Annotated in this window: 17 protein-coding genes; 7 read left to right on the forward strand and 10 right to left on the reverse strand. The window is 72.8% G+C overall.

Translation table 11 applies throughout. The features are described from left to right. Positions 1 to 53: 53 nt before the first annotated feature. From IO30_RS0118780 to IO30_RS42045, 3 genes are all read right to left on the reverse strand, one after another. Positions 54 to 2,132 (reverse strand): thioredoxin domain-containing protein, encoded by a 2,079-nt coding sequence (locus tag IO30_RS0118780; RefSeq protein WP_031144528.1) that lies wholly within the window; start codon positions 2,130 to 2,132, stop codon positions 54 to 56. 96 nt (positions 2,133 to 2,228) lie between these two features. Next, positions 2,229 to 3,887 carry a recombinase family protein gene (locus IO30_RS0118785; RefSeq protein WP_031144529.1) on the reverse strand — a complete coding sequence of 553 codons (1,659 nt, stop codon included), beginning with the start codon at positions 3,885 to 3,887 and terminating at the stop codon, positions 2,229 to 2,231. 118 nt (positions 3,888 to 4,005) lie between these two features. Next, a complete protein-coding gene (locus IO30_RS42045; RefSeq protein WP_051902401.1) occupies positions 4,006 to 4,770 on the reverse strand; it encodes a DUF4344 domain-containing metallopeptidase in 765 nt (254 codons plus the stop codon). 203 nt (positions 4,771 to 4,973) lie between these two features. Between IO30_RS42045 and IO30_RS0118795 the strand changes: the two genes are divergently transcribed. After that, positions 4,974 to 8,384: a tetratricopeptide repeat protein gene (locus IO30_RS0118795; RefSeq protein ID WP_202205101.1), complete on the forward strand. Its 3,411-nt coding sequence runs from the start codon at positions 4,974 to 4,976 to the stop codon at positions 8,382 to 8,384. A 358-nt stretch (positions 8,385 to 8,742) separates the two neighbouring features. On the opposite strand, the gene IO30_RS0118800 is transcribed toward IO30_RS0118795, so the two are convergent. The 3 genes from IO30_RS0118800 to mca form a co-directional block, all read right to left on the reverse strand. Next, positions 8,743 to 9,285: a hypothetical protein gene (locus IO30_RS0118800; protein ID WP_031144533.1), complete on the reverse strand. Its 543-nt coding sequence runs from the start codon at positions 9,283 to 9,285 to the stop codon at positions 8,743 to 8,745. A 96-nt stretch (positions 9,286 to 9,381) separates the two neighbouring features. Next, positions 9,382 to 9,615, reverse strand: a complete 234-nt coding sequence (locus IO30_RS0118805; protein ID WP_031144535.1) for a hypothetical protein — start codon at positions 9,613 to 9,615, stop codon at positions 9,382 to 9,384. Between the two features lie 2 nt (positions 9,616 to 9,617). Next, complete coding sequence (gene mca, locus IO30_RS0118810) at positions 9,618 to 10,499, reverse strand: mycothiol conjugate amidase Mca (protein ID WP_031144537.1); 882 nt, start codon at positions 10,497 to 10,499, stop codon at positions 9,618 to 9,620. Positions 10,500 to 10,620: 121 nt separating this feature from the next. On the opposite strand from mca, the gene IO30_RS0118815 reads away from it, so the two are divergent. Both IO30_RS0118815 and greA read left to right on the forward strand, forming a co-directional pair. Then, a complete protein-coding gene (locus IO30_RS0118815; protein WP_031144539.1) occupies positions 10,621 to 11,025 on the forward strand; it encodes a DUF4307 domain-containing protein in 405 nt (134 codons plus the stop codon). A 194-nt stretch (positions 11,026 to 11,219) separates the two neighbouring features. Further along, positions 11,220 to 11,717 carry a transcription elongation factor GreA gene (gene greA / locus IO30_RS0118820; RefSeq protein ID WP_031144541.1) on the forward strand — a complete coding sequence of 166 codons (498 nt, stop codon included), beginning with the start codon at positions 11,220 to 11,222 and terminating at the stop codon, positions 11,715 to 11,717. A 79-nt stretch (positions 11,718 to 11,796) separates the two neighbouring features. Here the strand turns inward: greA and IO30_RS0118825 are convergent, their stop codons facing one another. From IO30_RS0118825 to ilvA, 3 genes are all read right to left on the reverse strand, one after another. Next, positions 11,797 to 12,666, reverse strand: coding sequence for an ABC transporter permease (locus IO30_RS0118825; protein ID WP_202205102.1), 870 nt, complete (start codon positions 12,664 to 12,666; stop codon positions 11,797 to 11,799). Next, positions 12,663 to 13,709: a daunorubicin resistance protein DrrA family ABC transporter ATP-binding protein gene (locus IO30_RS0118830; RefSeq protein ID WP_031144546.1), complete on the reverse strand. Its 1,047-nt coding sequence runs from the start codon at positions 13,707 to 13,709 to the stop codon at positions 12,663 to 12,665. The genes IO30_RS0118825 and IO30_RS0118830 overlap by 4 nt, the downstream gene beginning before the upstream one ends. Before the next feature lie 286 nt (positions 13,710 to 13,995). Then, the gene (gene ilvA, locus IO30_RS0118835) at positions 13,996 to 15,228 is read right to left on the reverse strand and encodes a threonine ammonia-lyase (RefSeq protein ID WP_031144548.1); all 1,233 of its coding nucleotides are present in this window, start codon (positions 15,226 to 15,228) and stop codon (positions 13,996 to 13,998) included. A 312-nt stretch (positions 15,229 to 15,540) separates the two neighbouring features. Between ilvA and IO30_RS0118840 the strand changes: the two genes are divergently transcribed. The 3 genes from IO30_RS0118840 to IO30_RS0118850 all read left to right on the forward strand — a co-directional run bounded on the left by IO30_RS0118840 (position 15,541) and on the right by IO30_RS0118850 (position 16,922). Beyond that, on the forward strand, positions 15,541 to 16,062 hold the full coding sequence (locus tag IO30_RS0118840) for a MarR family winged helix-turn-helix transcriptional regulator (RefSeq protein ID WP_051858870.1): 522 nt from the start codon (positions 15,541 to 15,543) through the stop codon (positions 16,060 to 16,062). Positions 16,063 to 16,140: 78 nt separating this feature from the next. After that, positions 16,141 to 16,674 carry a sigma factor-like helix-turn-helix DNA-binding protein gene (locus IO30_RS0118845; RefSeq protein WP_373316468.1) on the forward strand — a complete coding sequence of 178 codons (534 nt, stop codon included), beginning with the start codon at positions 16,141 to 16,143 and terminating at the stop codon, positions 16,672 to 16,674. Continuing rightward, a complete protein-coding gene (locus IO30_RS0118850) occupies positions 16,671 to 16,922 on the forward strand; it encodes a hypothetical protein (RefSeq protein ID WP_031144552.1) in 252 nt (83 codons plus the stop codon). Before IO30_RS0118845 ends, IO30_RS0118850 begins: the two co-directional genes overlap by 4 nt. Positions 16,923 to 16,970: 48 nt before the next feature. On the opposite strand, the gene IO30_RS0118855 is transcribed toward IO30_RS0118850, so the two are convergent. Next, on the reverse strand, positions 16,971 to 18,128 hold the full coding sequence (locus IO30_RS0118855; protein WP_031144554.1) for a cystathionine gamma-synthase: 1,158 nt from the start codon (positions 18,126 to 18,128) through the stop codon (positions 16,971 to 16,973). A gap of 93 nt (positions 18,129 to 18,221) precedes the next feature. Here IO30_RS0118855 and IO30_RS0118860 point away from each other — a divergent pair, with 93 nt between their 5' ends. After that, positions 18,222 to 19,331 (forward strand): tetratricopeptide repeat protein, encoded by a 1,110-nt coding sequence (locus IO30_RS0118860; protein ID WP_031144556.1) that lies wholly within the window; start codon positions 18,222 to 18,224, stop codon positions 19,329 to 19,331. Positions 19,332 to 19,391: the final 60 nt, after the last annotated feature.

Here is a 19,391-nt window from a genome sequence, read left to right on the forward strand (position 1 = left end):
TACGTTTCTGAACGCACGCCATATCAACCGGAATTGACGCTACTCCGCCCCTTTCAGGGGCGAACCGTGCCCAACTGCTCTGCCAGCTCGACCGGGTCGGTCGTAGGCCGCGCGCAGACGAAATGTCGACACACGTACGCCGTGGGAAGGTCGCGCACGAGAGTGCGCTCGGTCAGGAGGGGGAACTCACCGCCACTGCCGTCCTCCGCACGCGGAAGACCGACCGCCACCACCGCCCCAGGAGCCGTCCCCAGCAACGCGGTCCGGTGCAGCACGGCCCGCGCCTCGTCCTCCGGATGACCCACGACCGCGACCTCCCGCGGCCCGTCGAGGAGCGCCTCGGCGACCGCCAGCCCGTGCCCGATGAAGCGCGGGGCGCGCGGACCCAGGGCGTGCACCACCCCGAGCGCCCGCTCGGCGGCCGTGCGGTGGGCCTCCGATCCGGTGTGCGCGGCGTACGACAGCAGGGCGCCCGCAGCCGCCGTCCAGCCCGAGGGGGCCGCGGTGTCAGTGGGGTCCTGCGGCCGCCTGATCAGCTGCTCGGCGTCGTGTGCGGTGTCGTAGAGCGAACCGTCCTCGGCGGTGAACCGGTCCAGGACCAGGTCCACGAGGAAACCGGCGAACTCCAGCCAGACCCCCTCCCCGGTCACGGAGGCCAGCGCCAGGAAGCCCTCGGCCACGTCGCCGTAGTCCTCCAGCACCCCCGCGTTCGCACCGACCTGGCCGTCCCTGCTGGTCCGCGCCAGCCGGGCCCGCCCGTCCATGTGCACCCTGACCAGCAGGTCGGCGGCCTCGGTGGCCCGCTCGACGAGGTCGGGCCGCTCGAAGTACGCCCCGCACTCGGCGAGCGCCGCGATGGCCAGCCCGTTCCACGCGGCGACGATCTTGTCGTCCCGCCCGGGCGCCGGCCGCTGCGCCCGCGCGGCGAGCAGGCGCTCCTTGATCCCCGCGAGCCGCCCGGCGTCCGCGTCCGCGTCCGCCCCCGGCCCGTCCTCGGGCAGTTGGAGCACGGACGTGCCGTGCTCGAAGGTGCCCTCCTCGGTCACCCCGAAGCAGGCGGCGGCCAGCTCCCCTTCCGCCTCCCCGAGCACCTCGCGCAACTGGGCGGGGGTCCAGGCGTAGTACGCCCCCTCGACGTGCTTCCCGGTCAGCGGGTCCTCACTGTCCGCGTCGAGGGCGGAGGCGAAGCCGCCCTGGTCCGTGCGCAGTTCCCGGACCATGAAGTCGGCCGTCTCCAGGGCCACCCGCCGCGCGAGATCCGACCCGGTGGCCCGCCACAGGTGCGCGTACACCCGGCACAGCAATGCATTGTCATAGAGCATCTTCTCGAAGTGGGGTACCAAGGTCCCATTGGGCTCGGGGCGCAGCACGTAGCGGTGGAACCCGCCTCCCACCTGGTCGAACAGGCTCGATCGCACCATGGCTTCGCAGGCGCCTTCGGCCATCTCCCTGGCGGCCTCGGAGCCGGTCCGGGCGTGGTGGCGGAGCAGGAACTCAACGACCATGCTCGGCGGGAACTTCGTGTCGCCTCCCCCGAACCAACCGCTCGACGGGTCGTATTCCCTGGTCAGCTGGAGCAGGGCGTTGCTCTGGGACTCGGCGGTCGGCAGCTCCGAGCCCCCCGCCCCGAGTGCGCGGCCGGCCAGGTCACGGGTGATCTTCTGCGCGACCTCGGCCACCTCCTCGCGTCGGCCGGCCCAGGCGGTCCGTACGCCTTCGAGCACCTGCATGAACGAAGCCATCCCGTGCCGGGGCTCGGGAGGGAAGTAGGTACCGAAGTAGAAGGGCTCCCCTTCGGCCGACATGAAAACAGACATGGGCCAGCCGCCTTGGCCGGTCGCCATCTGCACCGCCTCCATGTAGACGGCGTCGACATCCGGCCGCTCCTCACGGTCCACCTTGATGTTGACGAAGTGTTCGTTCATGTATGCGGCCGTCAGCTCGTCCTCGAAGGACTCGTGCGCCATCACATGGCACCAGTGACACGCGCTATAGCCGACGCTCAGGAACACGGGCACATCGCGCCGACGGGCCTCCTCGAAAGCCGCCGGCTCCCACGGCCACCAGTCCACGGGATTGTCCGCATGCTGGAGGAGGTAGGGGGACGTGGCCTGCGCAAGTCGGTTGGACATGCACACATCCTTACGCACCCCGCAACGCCCCGCCCAGGCGCCACGAGGGTAAGGCCGCCAGACGGAACGGACGCACGGCCTCCCGAGACGACCGATTCACCTTTCGGCAGCTTCCGCCCTCTTCGAGAGCCAGTCGAAGTCGATCCGCTCGAGAATCGGGGTGTGGTCCCCCCGGCGGGACGCCGGCCTGACCGTGATGCCGTTCTTCCCTAGAGCACACTTCAAGAGGATGCGCTTGTCCGCCATGTCAGCCTTCCCCCAGGCCTCCCTGAGGTGCTCGACCTGCAGGAGCGACGTGAAGTCGGCTTCGGCGTCCAGGGACTCCAGAGTCGCGGTCACGCTCTCGATGACGGCTCGCTGCCCCTCGCCCAGCTCCACGAAGCGCTCCTCGTCCATCTTCCCGTACACATAGAAGTCGTCTTCGAGCTTCTTCACTCTCTCCAGTGCGGCTTCGAGCGCCCTCTGGGCCTCGCGCTTCTTCGCCTGCGTCCCAGGGTCCGCAAAAGCGATCCACCGCCGGGCCATCTCCGTGATCACCGGGTCATCCGGCTCCAGCCCTGTGATGTGATCGACCCATGCCCGTCCGACCGCGTGGTCCAACCGGTCGGCGAGCGTCACGACGCCCTCGCAGACGGACGTGCCGCGCGTCTGCCGGACCTCGCACCGGTAGCGCCCTCCACGGTGGCTCATCGGGCCACCGCACCGCTCGAGCTCCCCGGAGCCCTTCTTGTCCCGCATCCGCCCGCACCGGTAGCTGCCCGTACCGAGGTACTTCGCTTCCGGCTTCCCCTTCGCCCAGCGGTCATCGGTCCGCTCGGCGATCAGTGCCTTGATCCTGAACCACTCCGCGGGGGTCACGACTCCCTCGCCGCACATGACGATCTCGCCCCTTTCATTGCGCAAGGGCTCTCCGTAACCCTCCCAGCTGTCCAGGGGGTTGCCGTGCCCGTCCGTCTTGCGCCGCCGGATCGGCACCATGCCGGCGAACAAGGGGGACTGGGCGAGCTTGCTCACGGCCGTGGGTGACCAGGTGGCCCCGCTCCGGGTCCGGCGACCCTCCTCGTTGAGCTTGTGCGCCGTGTCCTTCGTCGTCTTCTTGTCCAGCAACAGGTCCGCGAGCCGACGGGCCGTGTCGTACTCGTCCCCGTGGTGTTCGACCGTGCCGCTTCCCGGAGTGCTGCGGAGCCCGAACGGCGGCCTACCCGTTCCGCGTCGCCCTTCCGCCTTGTGCGCGTCGTGGCCCGCCTTGACGCGCTTCGCGATGTCCTTCGCCTCTTCCCGGGCACGCTCGCTCAGGATGGCGAAGACGATGCGTCCGCCCTTGGACGAGTCCAGCCCCTCGGACACGGACACGAGTCGGGACTGCCGGCGGTCGAACTCGTCGAGCATCCGGCCTACGGCTCCCATGCCCCGCCGGTCGAAGCGGTCCGTCTTCCACACCCCGAGCGTCTTGGACCTGCCGTCCATGACGGCTTGTGTGGCCTTCTCGAACTCCTGCCGCCGTACGTAGGTCTTGGATGCCGAAAGCTGTTCGAACCAGACGTGCCGGATCTGCAGCCCCTCCGCCCGCGCCCAGCGCGCCAGGTCCCGCAGATGCCCCCGCAGGGTGGCCAGGTCCTCCTTCTTGTTGCTCCGCCGCAGATAGGCGTCCATGAGCTTCGACGGCTCCGCCGTGGCCGGCTTGTCCAGCCCCATGGCCTCCAGCGCCTCTTGGCCGAGCCCCAGACCGACCAGTGTCGTGTGATCCTCGCGCACTGCAACCCCCTCCTCCTTCAAGGAAAAAGGTACGGAAGGCATGGATCTCGGACATGGGCTTTCCCGAAGTGAGGCACTATCCACTCGTGGTTCACGGAGCCCCCTTCCGGGCCGCGGATCAGCGCCGAAGGAGCGGGGACAGGTCGGTGGTCCAGGCGGTGTGGGTGCGGGTCCACGTGGCGGCGCAGCCCTCGCGGGCGGGGGTGGCCAGGTCCGGGTGGCGGGCCGGGGCCCGGCCGTAGACCGCGCAGCGGTGCGCTTCGGCGCGGGCGGCGGCGGGGGCGTGTTCGTCCGTCGGGTCGGGCTCGGGGTCGGCCGCGGCCGCCAGGTCGTAGGCGCGGGCGGCGGTCAGCAGGGTGTCCTCGCCCTCCGGGTGGCCGCGCAGGAGCATCAGCTGGGCGAAGCGGTCGGCGGCGTCCTCCTCGGCCCGCTCCCCCGCGTCCGGGAGGTCGAGGGCGTCCACGAGGGCGTGGCCCGCCTCGTGGTGGACGGTCTCGCGTACGACGGCGGCGAGGTCCTCGTCGGGGCGTGCGGACCGGGCGCGTTCGAAGAGTTCGCGTTCCTCGGCCAGGTCGTCGTAGCAGAGCTCGATGCGCTGCTCGGCGGGGTCGTAGCCGGTGCCCTCGCCGGCGCAGGAGCGGGCGAGGACGGTGACCCGGTGGGGCAGGTCGAGGTAGGCGTTGAGGTCGGCGAGGGCGGACTCGGGCAGGGCCCGGTCCTTCAGGAAGCGGGCGGCCTCCTCGTCGGCGGGCGCGGGCCGTTCGTAGCGGAGCACGAAGCCCTTGGCGGGGCGTTCCGGGGCGCATCCGGGTAGGGAGAGCAGCAGGGCCGCGGCCGTGCAGAGGGCCGCCGCGGCGGCGCCCCGTCGGCGGGCGGCGCTCACGCCGGTGTGCGGGCGCGGGCGGCGGTCGGCTGCGCCATCTCTCGTACCGTCATGTTCCCCTCGGTCCAGGCCACTTGGAAGTGTGTGTCCCGACTGTACGACCTTGACCGCTTCCCTCTGAAGTAGCTCAGATTCCCTCGCGCTCATGAGCGTCCCGCAGGACACTTGTGGCTCGTTGCCGGAGCTCTCCGAGGGGGATGCCGATGCGGGACAGCCATCGCAGTGAGGCCGAGCGCCTGTTGGCCCGGGCCGTGGCGGAGGAGGGCCGGCGAGGGGCGGGCGCGGCGGGTGCACCGGTGACGCCCGGTGACCGGGAGGCCCTGCTGGCCCGCGGCAAGGAGGCACTGGACGCCCTCGCGGCGAGCGCCGCACCGGAGTACGAGGCGTACGTGCGGGCCCTGGACGAGGCGGCGGCCGGGAACGAGTCCCTGGGCCAGGCCTTCCGCCGCAACAGCGCCTCCACGGCCCTGCTGGTGACGGCGGTCGCCGCGGCGGCCGCCGTGGGGGCGGACCTGGCGCTCGGTGTCGCGGCGGGTACGGCGCTGACCGCCGGTGCCGTGGCGGGCGTCGCGGGGGCGGCGGCCACGGTGGCGAAGGTGACGGCCCTGCACCTGCCGGCCGCGAACCGGCGGGCCGGGGAGCAGGGCCGGCCGGGCGGCGCCGAACAGCTGAAACTGCAGTGGCTGTCGGCGCTGGAGGTACGCGGGATCCGGCCCTTCCTCGAACAGCAGCGTGCGGTGACGGCCGCCGCACGGACGGCCCGGCCCTCCCACCTGGGCAAGGCCCGGACCCCGTCGGCGCAGTTGCGCGGCGCGGACCGCAGTGCGGAGGCCCGGCGGCGCAGCGTGCTGGAGCAGTCCTTCGGCCAGCTCCCGGACCCTGCCGGGCCGTTCGTGGGCCGGCGTGCGGAACTGACCCGGATCGCGCAGTGGGTGCAGGCGGCCCGGGCCAGTACGGAGACCCGCCCGGTGGTGGTGGTCCTGCACGGCGAGCCTGGGTCGGGCCGCACGGCGCTGGCCCTGCGGGCGGCGCATGCGCTGCGGGACCAGTTCCGGGGCGCCTGCGTGGTGGACCTGCGGGGCGGCGACCCGGGGGCGGTCCCGGCCGGGCGGGGGCTGCGGGCCCCGAGTGTGGAGGCTCCGCTGTCGACGCGGGAGGCGCTGCTGCACCTGCTGAACCGGCTGGGCGCGCCCCGCGAGCAGTTGCTGTTCCGCGAGGGCGCTTCGGCGGAGCAGCAGGTGCGCAGGCTGGGCGAGCTGTACCACCAGCACCTGCTGGGGCTGCCGGTGACGGTGGTGCTGGACGATGCGGCGGATCCGGCGCAGGTGCGGCAGCTGGTGCCGGAGCGGTCCGAGAGCCTGGTGCTGGTGACGGCCCGGGAGCCGCTGGAGCTCCCCGCGGACCTGGCGGCGTGGGTGCACCAGCTGCCGGTGGAGCGGCTCGCGGAGGCAGACGCGGCGGAGCTGCTTCGGGGCCCGGGCGCTCCCGGCGCGGGCGCTCCCGGCGCGGGCGCTCCGGGCGCGGACGGCGCCGGCACACCCGCCGGGGCCGCCGCCGTGCTCGACGCGGTGGCGGTGGCGGAGGCGGCCGGCGGGCTGCCGCTCGCGCTGCGGATGCTGGCCCCGCTGGCCCGCGCGGGCACGGCTCCCGGAGCGGAAGCCCTGGCGGCAGCCGGAGCGGAAGCCCTGGCGGAGACCGGGGCCGGTCACCCGGTCGAGCGTGCGCTGCGCGCGGCCGACGCGGGCCTGGCCGGGCCCGCGCGGCAGCTGCTGCGGCGGCTCCCGCTGGCCGGGCGGGCCTCCCTCGGCGGTGCGGCGGCCGCCGCACTGGCCGACGTACCGGAACAGGCGGCCCTGCGGACCCTGGAGGAGCTGTGGGAGGCCGGGCTGATCGAGCGGGTGCGCGGGCAGCGGTTCCGGATGCACGACGCGGTGCGTGCGTACGCGGCGGCGCGGCTCGCGGACGAGGAGGACCGGGCGGAGGCCGCGGCGGCGCACGGGCGGCTGATCCGCACCTACGCGCAGCTGGCCGACGCGGTGATCCGGATGGTCGACGGGAAGATGTCGACGCGCGCGGACCAGTTCGGCGGCCACGGGTTCACCTCCCTGGACGCGGCGCTGCGCTGGCTGGACGACGAGTCGAGCTTCATCACGGCGGCGCTGCGGCACTCGGAGGGCGTCGACCAGCAGGCGGTGCTGGACCTGCTGGGGGCACTGTGCGACTTCTGCCTGCTGCGCGGCGACCTGTACCGGCTCGGTGAGATCGACGAGCTGACGCAGGCGGTCGCGGCCGCATCCGCGTCCGCCGTGGGCGGTGACGGCGCGGCCGGGCGGGACGGCGGGGGCCAGCAGGGGCGGCTGGTGCGGTCGGTGCGCTGGCGCACCGGTATCGCCGCGCGGCAGCTGGGCGAGCTGGACAAGGCGCGGACCACCCTGACGTCGGTGGTGGACCAGTACAAGGAGGCGCAGCAGGAGGCGGGCGCGGCGATGGCGCTCATCTCGCTCGGGATCACCCTGCACCACCAGGGGAACCTGCCGGAGGCGGCGGCCCGGATCCGGGAGGCGCTCGTCCTCCAGGAGCCGGCGGAGCTGGCGGGCGACCGGGCGTGGGGGCTGCACGCGCTGGCGGCGGTGGAGCGGGACCTGGCGCACCTGGGCGAGGCGACGGCGCTGCTGGACCGCTCGCTGGAGCTGCACCGGGAGAACGAGAGCGTCCACGGGGAGGCCTGGGCGCACTTCCAGCTGGGCCAGGTGTACCTGCGGCTGGGCTCGGTCGCGAAGGCGGAGGTGGAGCTGCGCCGGGCCCTGGACCTGTACGGGCGCACGCGCGACGACCGCGGCGAGGCGTGGGCGCTGACCCAGCTGGGCCGGGCCCGGGTGGTGGACGGGGATCCGGGGCCGGCGGTGGAGCGGCTGCGCGAGGCGCTGGCCCGGCACCGGGAGGCGGAGGACGCGCGCGGCGAGGCGTGGACGCTGTACTACCTCGGGCAGGCGCTGGAGGAGGGTGGCGAGCGCGACCAGGCGGTACGGGAGCTGGAGCGGGCCCGGACGATGTTCTCGCGGATGCGGGACGTCTACGGGCTGGCGCACGCGCGGCACCACTCGGGCCGGGTCACCCGGGACCAGCGGGCGGCGCAGACGGGCAACCTGCGCAACTCCGGCTTCGCGCGGCAGCTGCTGGTGGACGCGCGGGCGGACTTCCGGCGGATCGGCCTGGCCCACGGCGAGGCGTGGACCTGCCTGGAGCTGGCGGTGGTGGACGCGGGCAACGCGAAGGTCTCGCAGGCGCTGGGGCTGTGCGAGGAGGCGGTGCGGCTGTTCATCTCCTACGGGGACCGGCGCGGGGAGGACTGGGCCCGCTTCCTGCGGTGCACGCTGCTGCCGTACGCGGTCCCCGGGGCCCCGGAGGAGGCGCGGGCGGAGCTGGCGCGGCTGGCGCAGGCGCCGCATCCGGCGCGCGAGGGGCGCCTTGAGGACTGCCTGGAGACGTACGGGGTGGTGCTGGGCCGGGGGGTGGACCCTTCGGAGGGCTGGCAGGCGTGGCGTCTGGGCCTGGTCCCGGGCCTCCACTCCCGCGAGGTCATGGGCGTCCCGACCCCACCCCGCCCGTCCTGAGCCGCCCGCAGTGGGCTGCCGCCGGCACCGGCAAGCCGCCCGCGAGCCGCCCGCCGTGGGCGGCCGCCCTGGGACGACTGCGGCGGGTCGCCAGCCCTGAGGCCTCTGCGGAGAGCCGACGGCGGTGGGCCGCCCGCCGTGAGGCCACCCCGGCGAGCCGGCCGCCCCTCAGGCGCCCGGGGCGAGCCGCGCTCGCGTGACGCACGGCGTGAGCCTCAGCCGTGGGCCGCCCACCGTGGGCCGCCCGCCGTGGGCCTCCCGCCGCGGGCCTCCCGCCGCGGGCCTCCCGCCGTGAGCCGCCAGCAGTGGGCCTCCCGCCGCGCGTCGGCCCGCCCGGCCGGGCGGTCGGTCGGAGCGGTCACGCCGTCCAGGTGTGTTCCTCGACGGGGCCGTGGGCCGAGGGGGGCTCCTCCAGGCTCGACCGGAGCTTCTCGTGCGCGCCGGCGCCGCGGAGGCTGATGCCCCAGTAATGGCCGGGGTCCAGGAGGAGCCGCGTCCCGTACTCGAACTCGATCTCCAGGGCGCGCACCGTACCGGCCGCGAGGTCCGACTCCCGGTTGAGGAGGTAGCGGACGCCGACGACGCCCTGCGGTTCGTCGAGGTGCTGGTCGCCGCAGGACAGCAGGACGAACTCGTCGTCCTCGGGGTCGAGCACGGCCGGGAAGCCGGGCCGGTCGACCTCGCGGATGCCCAGCTGTCCGTGGCCGCCCAGCGACTCGAAGCGGATCCAGCCCACGGCGCCCGCCCCGTCCTCCACCACCAGGTAGACGGGGCCGGCCAGGGGGACCGCCCGCGGCCAGCCCTCGTCATGGTCGAGCCATCCGGCGCGGCGCACGTCGATCGCCCGCCTGCCGCGCAGGGGTGCGAAGACGGGCTCGAAGTCGTGCGGGTAGGCGGTCATCCGATGATCATGCACGCCCCGAAGCGCGGAGAACACGCGCAGAAACGGCCGCCCTGCCGTTTCGCACGGTCCGGGGCGGCCGTCACACGAGGGGTCCTACGGGGCCCGGGTGCCGTCCGCGGCGCGGCCGGCGGGGGCGGTCGGCTCCGGGGCCTCCTGGAAGTTCACCCGGCCCATGTGCCGGCTCATGGACTTCATCAGGCCCCACACGCCGAGGGCGAGGGCCGCGAACACGAGGAAACCCAGGACTCCCGGGGTCACCTTGTTCTTGTCGAAGGTGTCCCCTGCCAGCGGAAGGAGCTCGTTCAGTGCTGCCTGCGTAGCGCTCATAGCTACGCATTCTCCCGGATGCCCGCGAAGAGGTCGGACTCGGGGAGGGAAGTGTCGACGTGCGACTTCGCCAGCTCGTACTCCTCCGTGGGCCAGACCTCCTTCTGGACCTCCATCGGCACGCGGAACCAGCCGCCGTCCGGGTCGATCTGCGTGGCGTGCGCCACCAGCGCCTTGTCACGGATCTCGAAGAAGTCGGCGCAGTGCACGTGCGTGGTCAGCGTGCGCTCGGTGCGCTCGAACTCCTTCCACCGCTCCAGCCACTCCCCGTACGGGGACTCCATGCCGCGCGCGAGGAGCGCCTCGTGCAGGGCGACGGTGCGCGGCTTGTTGAAGCCCTGGTTGTAGTAGAGCTTCTGCGGCTGGTAGGCCGGGCCGAACTCGGCCTCGGGGAACTTCTGGGTGTCGGCCGCACCGTCGAAGGCCACCATGGAGATCTTGTGGGTCATGATGTGGTCGGGGTGCGGGTAGCCGCCGTTCTCGTCGTAGGTGGTGATGACCTGCGGCTTGAAGGCGCGGATCTTCTTCACCAGCTCGCCGGCGGCCTCGTCCACGTCCGCCAGGGCGAAGCAGCCCTGGGGCAGCGGGGGCAGCGGGTCGCCCTCGGGGAGGCCGGAGTCGACGTACCCGAGCCACTCCTGCTCGATGCCGAGGATCTCGCGGGCCTCGTCCATCTCCTTGGCGCGGACCTCGTGGATGTTCTCCTCGATGTACTTGTCGCCCTGGAGCTTGGGGTTCAGGACCGAGCCGCGCTCGCCGCCGGTGCAGGTCACGACCAGCACGGGCACCCCCTCGGACACGTACTTGGCCATGGTGGCCGCGCCCTTGCTCGACTCGTCGTCGGGGTGGGCATGGACGGCCATCAGTCGAAGCTGCTCGGTCAAGACGGGATCCTCTGCAATTCGGCGCGGCGGGCGACTTCTATAGTGACCGAATCGGGGGACGGAAAATTCCAGGGGTGGGTCCACACGGATCCGGGCCCCTCCCTGTCGGAAGGAACGATCGATGAGCGCGGTACGCGAAGGCCTTCCCGAAGGCCGTTACGGCCGGTCGGCGGACGAGCGCGCCGACCGCAAGCTCAAGATCGTCGGTTCGGTGCTGGGCGCCCTGCTGCTGGGCATGGTCGGCTGGATCGGCTGGGACTACATCGCGGGCCAGGAGGTCAGCGCCGAGGTGATCAAGTTCCAGGTGGTCTCGGACAGCGAGGTGAAGGTCCACCTGGAGGTCCGCAAGGACTCCTCGGTCACCGGGGTGTGCACCCTGAGCTCCCAGGACGAGGAGCACGGCGAGGTGGGCCGCGCCGACTTCAGCTTCGCGCAGCCGCAGGCCCGGGTGGACGAGATGGTCTCGCTGAAGACGACCAGCCGCGCCACGATGATCGAACTGATCGGCTGCAAGCCCGCTGCCTGATCCGTCCGGGCGGCGGCGACAGCCGCCGGACGTGCAGGAACGGTGCCGTCCGGCTGCGGGACGAGCACGGTCCGGGACGTGGCCGGGAGCTACGAGGCCCGCGGGTCCTCCCCCTTTTCTTCCCGAATTGTTAGGCTCGTGGTTTCGTCCGCCGCTGGCGGCTATGTAGTCCCCTGTACCGACGAGGAGCACCCGTGACCCAGACGAGCGAAAGCGTCACCTGGCTGACCCAGGCGGCGTACGACCAGCTGAAGGCAGAGCTGGACTACCTCTCTGGTCCCGCACGCACGGAGATCGCCACGAAGATCGCAGCCGCCCGCGAGGAGGGCGACCTGCGCGAGAACGGCGGTTACCACGCGGCCAAGGAGGAGCAGGGCAAGCAGGAGCTCCGCGTCCGCCAGCTGACGCAGCTGCTGGAGAACGCCAAGGTCGGCACCGCGCCCGCGTCCGAGGGCGTCGTCGCCCCCGGCACGCTGGTCAAGATCGCCTTCGACGGCGACGAGAGCGACACCATGGAGTTCCTGCTGGCCTCCCGCGAGTACGCCTCCTCGGACTTCGAGACGTACTCCCCGCAGTCCCCGCTGGGTACCGGAGTGATGGGCAAGGCCATCGGCGAGGACGCCCAGTACGAGCTGCCGAACGGCAAGAAGGCCTCGGTCAAGATCCTCGACGTCAAGCCCTTCACCGGCTGACGGTCCCACCCGCACACGCACGATGCCCGGCCGGATCCCATCCGGCCGGGCATCGTGCGTGGGGGCTGCTCCCCCGGGGCTATGCGGTCGCCGAGCGGTACTTGCGCACCGACAGGGTGCGGAAGACCACGACGATCAGCAGCGACCAGATCAGGGACGCGATGATCGGGTGCTGCATCGGCCAGGCCGCCGGGGCCTCGTATCCCGGCGGGAAGTTGCCGAACAGCCCGCGGGCCGCCTGGACGGTGGCGCTGAAGGGGTTCCACTCCGCGATGTGCCGCAGGAACGTCGGCATGTTGTCGGAGGGGACGAAGGCGTTCGAGATGAACGTGAGCGGGAAGAGCCAGATCAGACCGCCCGAGGTGGCCGCCTCCGGGGTGCGCACCGACAGGCCGATCAGCGCGCCGATCCAGGAGAAGGCGTAGCCGAGCAGGAGCAGCAGGCCGAAGCCCGCGAGGACCTCGCCGACGCTGGTGTGGGTGCGCCAGCCGACGAGCAGGGCCACGACCGCCAGGACGACGAGGGTGAGCGTGGTCTGGACGAGGTCGGCGAGGGTGCGGCCGGTGAGGACCGCGCCGCGGGCCATCGGCAGTGAGCGGAAGCGGTCGATCAGGCCCTTGTGCATGTCGTCCGCGATGCCCGCGCCCGCTCCGGCCGTGGCGAAGGTGACGGTCTGGGCGAAGATGCCGGCCATCAGGAACTCGCGGTAGGCGGCGGGCGAGGTGTTGCCGTCGACGCTGATCGAGCCGCCGAAGACGTAGCTGAACAGCACGACGAACATCACGGGCTGGATCACACCGAAGATGATCATCTCGGGGATGCGCGACATGCGGATGAGGTTCCGCTTCGCGATCACCAGGGAGTCGTTGACGCCCTGGACGACGCCGCCGCGCGGCCGCGGCGCAGCGAGGTCCGGGGCCGGGCTCGGGTTCGGGGAGGTGATGGTCACTTGGCCGTCTCCTTACGCGCCTTGCGGCCCTTGCCCTTGTCCTTGTTCCTGTCCTGGCCGTCTCCGTCGACGTCCTGCGGCGCCTCGCCGTTCTCCTCGGCGCGCTCGGCCGCGTGGCCGGTCAGGGAGATGAACACGTCGTCGAGGGTGGGCCGGCGCAGGCCGATGTCGTCGATCTCGATGCCGCGGCCGTCCAGTTCGCGGATGACCTCGGCGAGCAGCTTGGCGCCGCCCGCCACGGGCACGGTGAGCTTGCGGGTGTGCTCCTCGAACGTGGTCTCGCCCTTGCCGAACCCGGCGAGGACCTCGCGCGCGGTGGCTATGTGGTCGCGCTCGTGGACGACGACCTCCACGCGCTCGCCGCCCGTACGGGCCTTGAGCTGGTCGGACGTGCCGCGTGCGATGACCTTGCCGTGGTCGACCACGCAGATGTCGTGCGCGAGGTGGTCGGCCTCCTCCAGGTACTGGGTGGTGAGCAGCAGGGTGGTGCCGCCCGCGACCAGTTCCTGGATGATCCCCCAGAGCTGCTGGCGGTTGCGCGGGTCGAGTCCGGTCGTGGGCTCGTCCATGAACATCACGGGCGGGCTGACGACGAGGGCGGCGGCGAGGTCGAGGCGCCTGCGCATGCCGCCGGAGTAGGTCTTGGCGGTGCGGTCGGCGGCGTCGGCGAGGTTGAAGCGTTCGAGGAGTTCGTCGGCCCGGGCCTTCGCGGCCTTGGCCTTCATCTGGTAGAGCTGGCCGACCATCTGGAGGTTCTCACGGCCGGTCAGGTACTCGTCGACGGCGGCGAACTGGCCGGACAGTCCGATGGCCCGACGGACTTCGTTGGGGTGCTTGAGCACGTCGATCCCGGCGACGACGGCCTTGCCGCTGTCGGGCCGGAGGAGGGTGGTCAGGACGCGTACGGTCGTGGTCTTGCCCGCCCCGTTGGGGCCGAGCAAGCCCAGGACGGTGCCTTGGGGGACGTCGAGGTCCACGCCGTCCAGAGCCCGTACATCGCCGAAGGTCTTGACCAGGCCTTCGGCGTAGATGGCGCCTGGCATAGGGATGCTCCCTGTGTGAATCGGGCCAGTAAACCGGCACATTCGTAGGCAAATCTTATGGTTGCCGGACGAGCCCCGCCCGGCCGAACGGGGGATCCCCCCGCCGCCCGGCGGCACGCTATCGCGTTATATCGCGTCCCGCTAGGGGGAAGGCCGCCGCACAGACGTCCGGGTCCTCCGGACCGCCCGCAGAGCCCGCAGATCCCGCAGATCTTGCCGGGCTCCCACCGGGCCGCAGGCCGCGGCCCCGGGCCGTTCCGCTCTAGCTCTAGCTCTAGCTCTAGCTCTAGCCCATGACCTTGTACCCCGCGCCGTGCAGCGAACGCGCGACCTCCGCGCAGTGTTCCGGGCCCTTCGTCTCCAGGTGCAGCTCCACCTCCACCTCGGTGAGCCCGAGCCTCGGGTCGGTCCGGACGTGGCTCACGTCCAGTACGTTCGCGTCCACCACCGACAACACCGCCAGGAGTCCGGCGAGGGCCCCCGGCCGGTCCGTCACGCGCAGCCGCAGCGACAGGTACCGGCCCGCCGCCGCCATGCCGTGGCGCAGGATCCGCTGAAGCAGCAGCGGATCCACGTTGCCGCCGGACAGGACGGCCACCACCGGTCCCCCGCCGTACAGTTCGGGCTCGCTCAGCAGCGCGGCCACCGGGCTGCACCCGGCCGGCTCGACCACCATCTTGGCCCGCTCCAGGCACAGCAGGAGGGCGCTGGAGAGCGCGTCCTCGGAGACCGTACGCACGTCGTCGAGGAGCTCGCCAATGATTTTGAAGGGGACGTCGCCGGGGCGGCCCACCTTGATCCCGTCGGCCATCGTGACGGGGTTGTCGATCGACACCGGGTGCCCGACCTTCAGCGAGGGCGGGTACGCGGCCGCGCCCGCCGCCTGGACCCCGATGACCCGTACGTCCGGCCGCAGCGCCTTCACGGCGACCGCGACACCGGCCGCGAGACCCCCGCCGCCGATCCCGACGAGGATCGTCCGGACCTCCGGGCACTGCTCCAGGATCTCCAGGCCCACCGTGCCCTGGCCCGCGATGATGTCGTGGTGGTCGAAGGGGTGGATGAACACCGCACCGGTGCGGTCCGCGTACTCCTGCGCGGCGGCGAGGGTCTCGTCGACGACCTGGCCGTGCATGCGCACGTCGGCGCCGTACTCCTGGGTCGCGGCCACCTTCGGCAGCGGCGCCCCGACCGGCATGAACACCGTCGAGCGGACCCCGAGGAGCGAGGAGGCCAGGGCCACGCCCTGCGCGTGGTTGCCCGCGCTGGCCGCCACGACACCGGCGGCCCGCTGCTCGGGGCGCAGGCCCGCGATGCGCACGTAGGCCCCGCGCAGCTTGAAGGAGCCGGTGCGCTGGAGGTTCTCGCACTTGAAGTGGACCGGTGACCCGGTGAGCGAGGAGAGGTACCGGCTGCCCTCCATGGCGGTGACCCGGGAGACGCCGGACAGCATCTTCTGGGCCCCGCGGACGTCGTCGAGGATGACCTGCGGGACGGGCTGGGGCACGCGGTAGTTCATGCCGCCAGTCTCGCAGCCTGCGCGGAGCCCGGCTCGGGACGGCGGACCGGCCCGGGACGGGACGGGACGGCGGACCGGCCGGGTGCGGACGCGCGCGGGACGGCTGGACGGGGTCCGGGCGCAGGCCGGTCGCGGAGCGGGCGGAGGCGGTCCGCGCGGCGGGGCGAGCGTCGGGATCCCGCCATCCGCGACGACCGCCGGGCGGCGCTGCATTCCGGTCGTATCAGTTCTCAAACGCGGCGTACGAGCCGCCGTACGGCCGCGTACTCTGTCCCCCATCCTTGTCGGACCACGCGAAGAGAGCCCACGGCCATGCCTTCCATCCCGGCCAATTCCGACCTGCCCGCGGTGGCATCAGTGCCCGCCGGAGCCGGTCTCCTCGACGCGCTCCAGCACCAGGTGGCGGTCTTCGCCCGACGCGCCGAGCAGACCCGCCTCGGCGGTGTCGGCCAGGCCCGCAACTCGATGGACCGTGCCGCGTACCTCCTGCTGAACCGGCTGGACCTGGAAGGGCCGATGGGCGTCAAGGCGCTCGCCGGGGGCATGGGCATCGACTCCTCCACCGTCACCCGGCAGGTCGCGCCGCTCGTCGACAGCGGTCTGGTCAAGCGGACCTCGCACCCCGAGGACGGCCGGGCCGTGGTCCTCGCGCTGTCCCCGCGCGGGCTGGCCCGCCTGGAGGAGGTCCGTTCCTCGCGGCGCGAGCTGATGGCCCGGGTGACGGAAGGCTGGAGTCCGCAGGAGCGCGAGTCCTTCACCGGACTGCTGACCCGTTTCAACCTGTCGCTGTCGGAGCTGATGGCGGCCGTGACCGAGGCGGGCCCGGCGTCCTGAGCCCGGGGAAACCCTCCTCCAGGCAGGTCCGTCCGACCTCTTGACCGGGGTGGTCCCGCTGGCCGCACTATGTGGCCTGTGGACCACCGATCGGGGCTCTACACCGAGTTCGAGGCCTTCGTCGCGGGCGCGGCGGGGCGGCTCCTGCGCGTCGCGGTCCTGCTGACCGCCGAGGCGGAGACCGAGGCCGTCGCCGCGCGCCGGCTGCTGGCGGGCGCGCTGGCCCGTACGTACGCGAACTGGCGGCGGCTGCGCGGCGACGACCCCTACGACCACACCCGCCAGGAGCTGTGCGCGGCCTTCGCCCGCACCGGCCGGCGCCACCACGGGGGCGTCGGGGTACTGGCCGGGCTGAGCCCGGCGGAGCGGCTCGTGCTGGTCCTGCGGATCTACGAAGGGGTCGCGGAAGAGGTCACGGCGGCGCAGCTGGGGCTGCCGCCGGAGCGGGTCCGGGTGCTGTGCGGCCGGGCCGTCAACGCACTGAGGTCCCGCCCCGCAGGCAGGACCGTGACCGGCCCGGGTACGGCAGGTACGACGGGTGCGGCAGACGCCGCAGGCACCGCAGGCACCGCAGGCACCGCAGGCACCGCAGGCACCGCGGGTGCGGCATGAGCTCCGCGAACCGTAAGGAAGCGCAGGTCAGGCAATTGATGGAGGGGCCGCTTCCGGTGGTCCCGGCCGATCTCGCGTCAGGGGCGGCCGCCCGCGGCGACCGGCTGCTGCGCCGCCGCCGGGCGCTGCGGCGGCTGGGGTGGGCGGTGCTCTTCGCGGCGGCGGTTGCCTTCACGGTGTGGGCCGCGCTCACGCAGCCGTGGGTCACGCCCTCCAGCAGCATCTCGCCGCCGCTGGAGGGGTGGTAGCCCGGTCCTGCCTGCCGGGCGTCCGGCAGGCAGGGGTTGCGGCAGGGGTCAGCCCAGGGCCTGGGTGAGGTCCGCCAGCAGGTCGTCCGCGTTCTCGATGCCCACCGAGAGGCGGACCAGGTCCGCCGGGACCTCCAGGGCCGAGCCGGCCACCGAGGCGTGGGTCATCAGACCCGGGTGCTCGATGAGGGACTCGACGCCGCCGAGGGACTCGCCCAGGGTGAACAGCTTGGCGCGGTTGCAGACCTCCACCGCCGCCGCCTCGCCGCCCTGGACGCGGAAGGAGATCATCCCGCCGAAGTTGCGCATCTGCTTCGCGGCGATCTCGTGACCCGGGTGGTCCGGCAGCCCCGGGTAGAGGACGTGCGTGACCTTGGGGTGGCGGGTCAGCAGCTCGGCGACCTTCGTCGCGTTCTCCGCGTGCCGGTCCATGCGGACGGCCAGGGTCTTGATGCCGCGCAGCACGATCCAGGAGTCGAAGGGGCCGGCCACGGCGCCCATCGCGTTCTGGTGGTAGGCCAGTTCCTCGCCCAGGGCCGCGTCGGCGGTGACCAGCGCGCCGCCGACCACGTCGGAGTGGCCGCCCATGTACTTGGTCAGGGAGTGCACGACCACGTCCGCGCCGAGCGCGAGGGGCTGCTGGAGGTAGGGGGAGGCGAAGGTGTTGTCCACGACCAGCTTGGCGCCGGCCGAACGCGCGATGTCGGCGACGACGGCGATGTCGGTGATGCCGAGCAGCGGGTTGGACGGGGTCTCGACCCAGATGACCTTGGTCTTCGGGGTGAGGGCGGCGCGCACGGACGCCGGGTCGGAGGTGTCGGCCACCGACCACTCGACGCCCCAGCGGGAGACGACCTTCGCGAAGAGGCGGAAGGTTCCGCCGTAGGCGTCGTTGGGGATGACCACGTGGTCGCCCGGGGAGAGCAGCGTCCTCAGCAGGCAGTCCTCGGCGGCCAGGCCCGACGCGAAGGCGAGGCCGCGCCGGCCGCCCTCCAGCGCCGCGAGGTTCTCCTCCAGGGCGGTACGGGTCGGGTTGCCGCTGCGGCTGTACTCGTAGCCGCCGCGCAGTCCTCCGACGCCGTCCTGCTTGTAGGTGGAGACCTGGTAGATCGGCGGTACGACCGCGCCGGTCAGGGGGTCGGCCGTATTGCCCGCGTGGATCGCGCGGGTCTCGAAGCTCTGGTGCTCGTGGCTGTCGTCGCTCATGGGCAGAGCCTAAGCCCCGCCTGGAGCCCGTGCCGCACGTGGCGGCCACCCCCTGTTGGCCCCGGGTGGCGTGAGTCTGGTTCGCTTGGAGGCATGGAGATTATGTTGTTCCTGCTCGCGATCGGCCTGCTCTTCGCCGTGGTCGCTCCCTACGTGCGGCGCGGCCGCGGCGGCGGCATCCGTCAGGTCGCGCCCGGCAGCCCGGACGCCGCCGACCCGGAGAACTACGGGTTCGTCCGTCAGGAGCAGCTCGACATCCGGGTGCCGGGGCCCGACGAGGACCTGATGGACGCCCTGGGCAACGTCCAGCGCAGCGGCAGCTGGCAGGCGGCCTCGCAGCTGCTCGCCGGGACCCCGAAGGAGGGCGAGGAGCGCTGGCAGCGCGTCCAGGCCTTCGGCGGGGCCGCGGCCCTGGAGCTCGTCCAGCAGCCCGGTGTGGGCGCGCAGTGGCTGAAGGCCTGGCGGCTGGAGGCGGAGAAGGACGCGGGCGGCGCGCAGGTGCACGCCGAGCTGCTGGTGCAGCAGGCGTGGCGGCACTCGGGCGGGGTGGGCTCCGCCGATCACCGCATCATCCTGGAGGAGGCGCGGGACGCGTGCCGCAAGGCCGCGCTGCTGGCGCCGGGCGACCCGGTCCCGCACATCGCGGAGCTGGCGATCGCCCGGGGTCTGGGGTACTCGGAGGCCGAGTTCGACGCCCTGTGGGCGAAGGTGATCGACGTGGCACCGCAGCACATGGGCGCGCACCTGGCCGCCCTGCACTACTGGGGCGAGAAGTGGCACGGCTCGCGGGAGAAGGCCGACGCGTTCTCGCACGCGGCTGCGGCCCGCGCCCCGCAGGGTTCGCTGCTGGCGGCGCTGCCGCTGTTCGCGCTGTACGAGAACACCCCCGACCTGGTGATGACCGGGGGGTACTTCCGGGGCGCGGTCGTGACGCGGGCGGTGGAGGGCGCCCTGTACGCGGTGCACACGGCGCGGCAGGACGATCCGATGCTCGCGCACGTGCGGCACATGCTGCTGATGTTCCTGGTGCAGATGGAGCGCTGGGCGGAGGCCATGGAGCAGGTGCGGCACGTCGACGGGTTCGTCGGCGCGCTGCCGTGGTCGGCCTCGGGTGATCCGGCGGAGCAGTACGCGCTGTTCCGGGCGCTGGCGGTGGCGGGCTACGAGGCGAACGGCGGCTCCCCGGCGACGCTGCCGCACTGACGCAGGCGCGAGGCCGGCGGGAGCCGGTCCGGCCGAGGCGACGGGTCCCGTCCCGGCGGC

The sequence above is a fragment of the Streptomyces xanthophaeus genome (genome assembly GCF_000725805.1).
Lineage (GTDB): Bacteria > Actinomycetota > Actinomycetes > Streptomycetales > Streptomycetaceae > Streptomyces > Streptomyces xanthophaeus.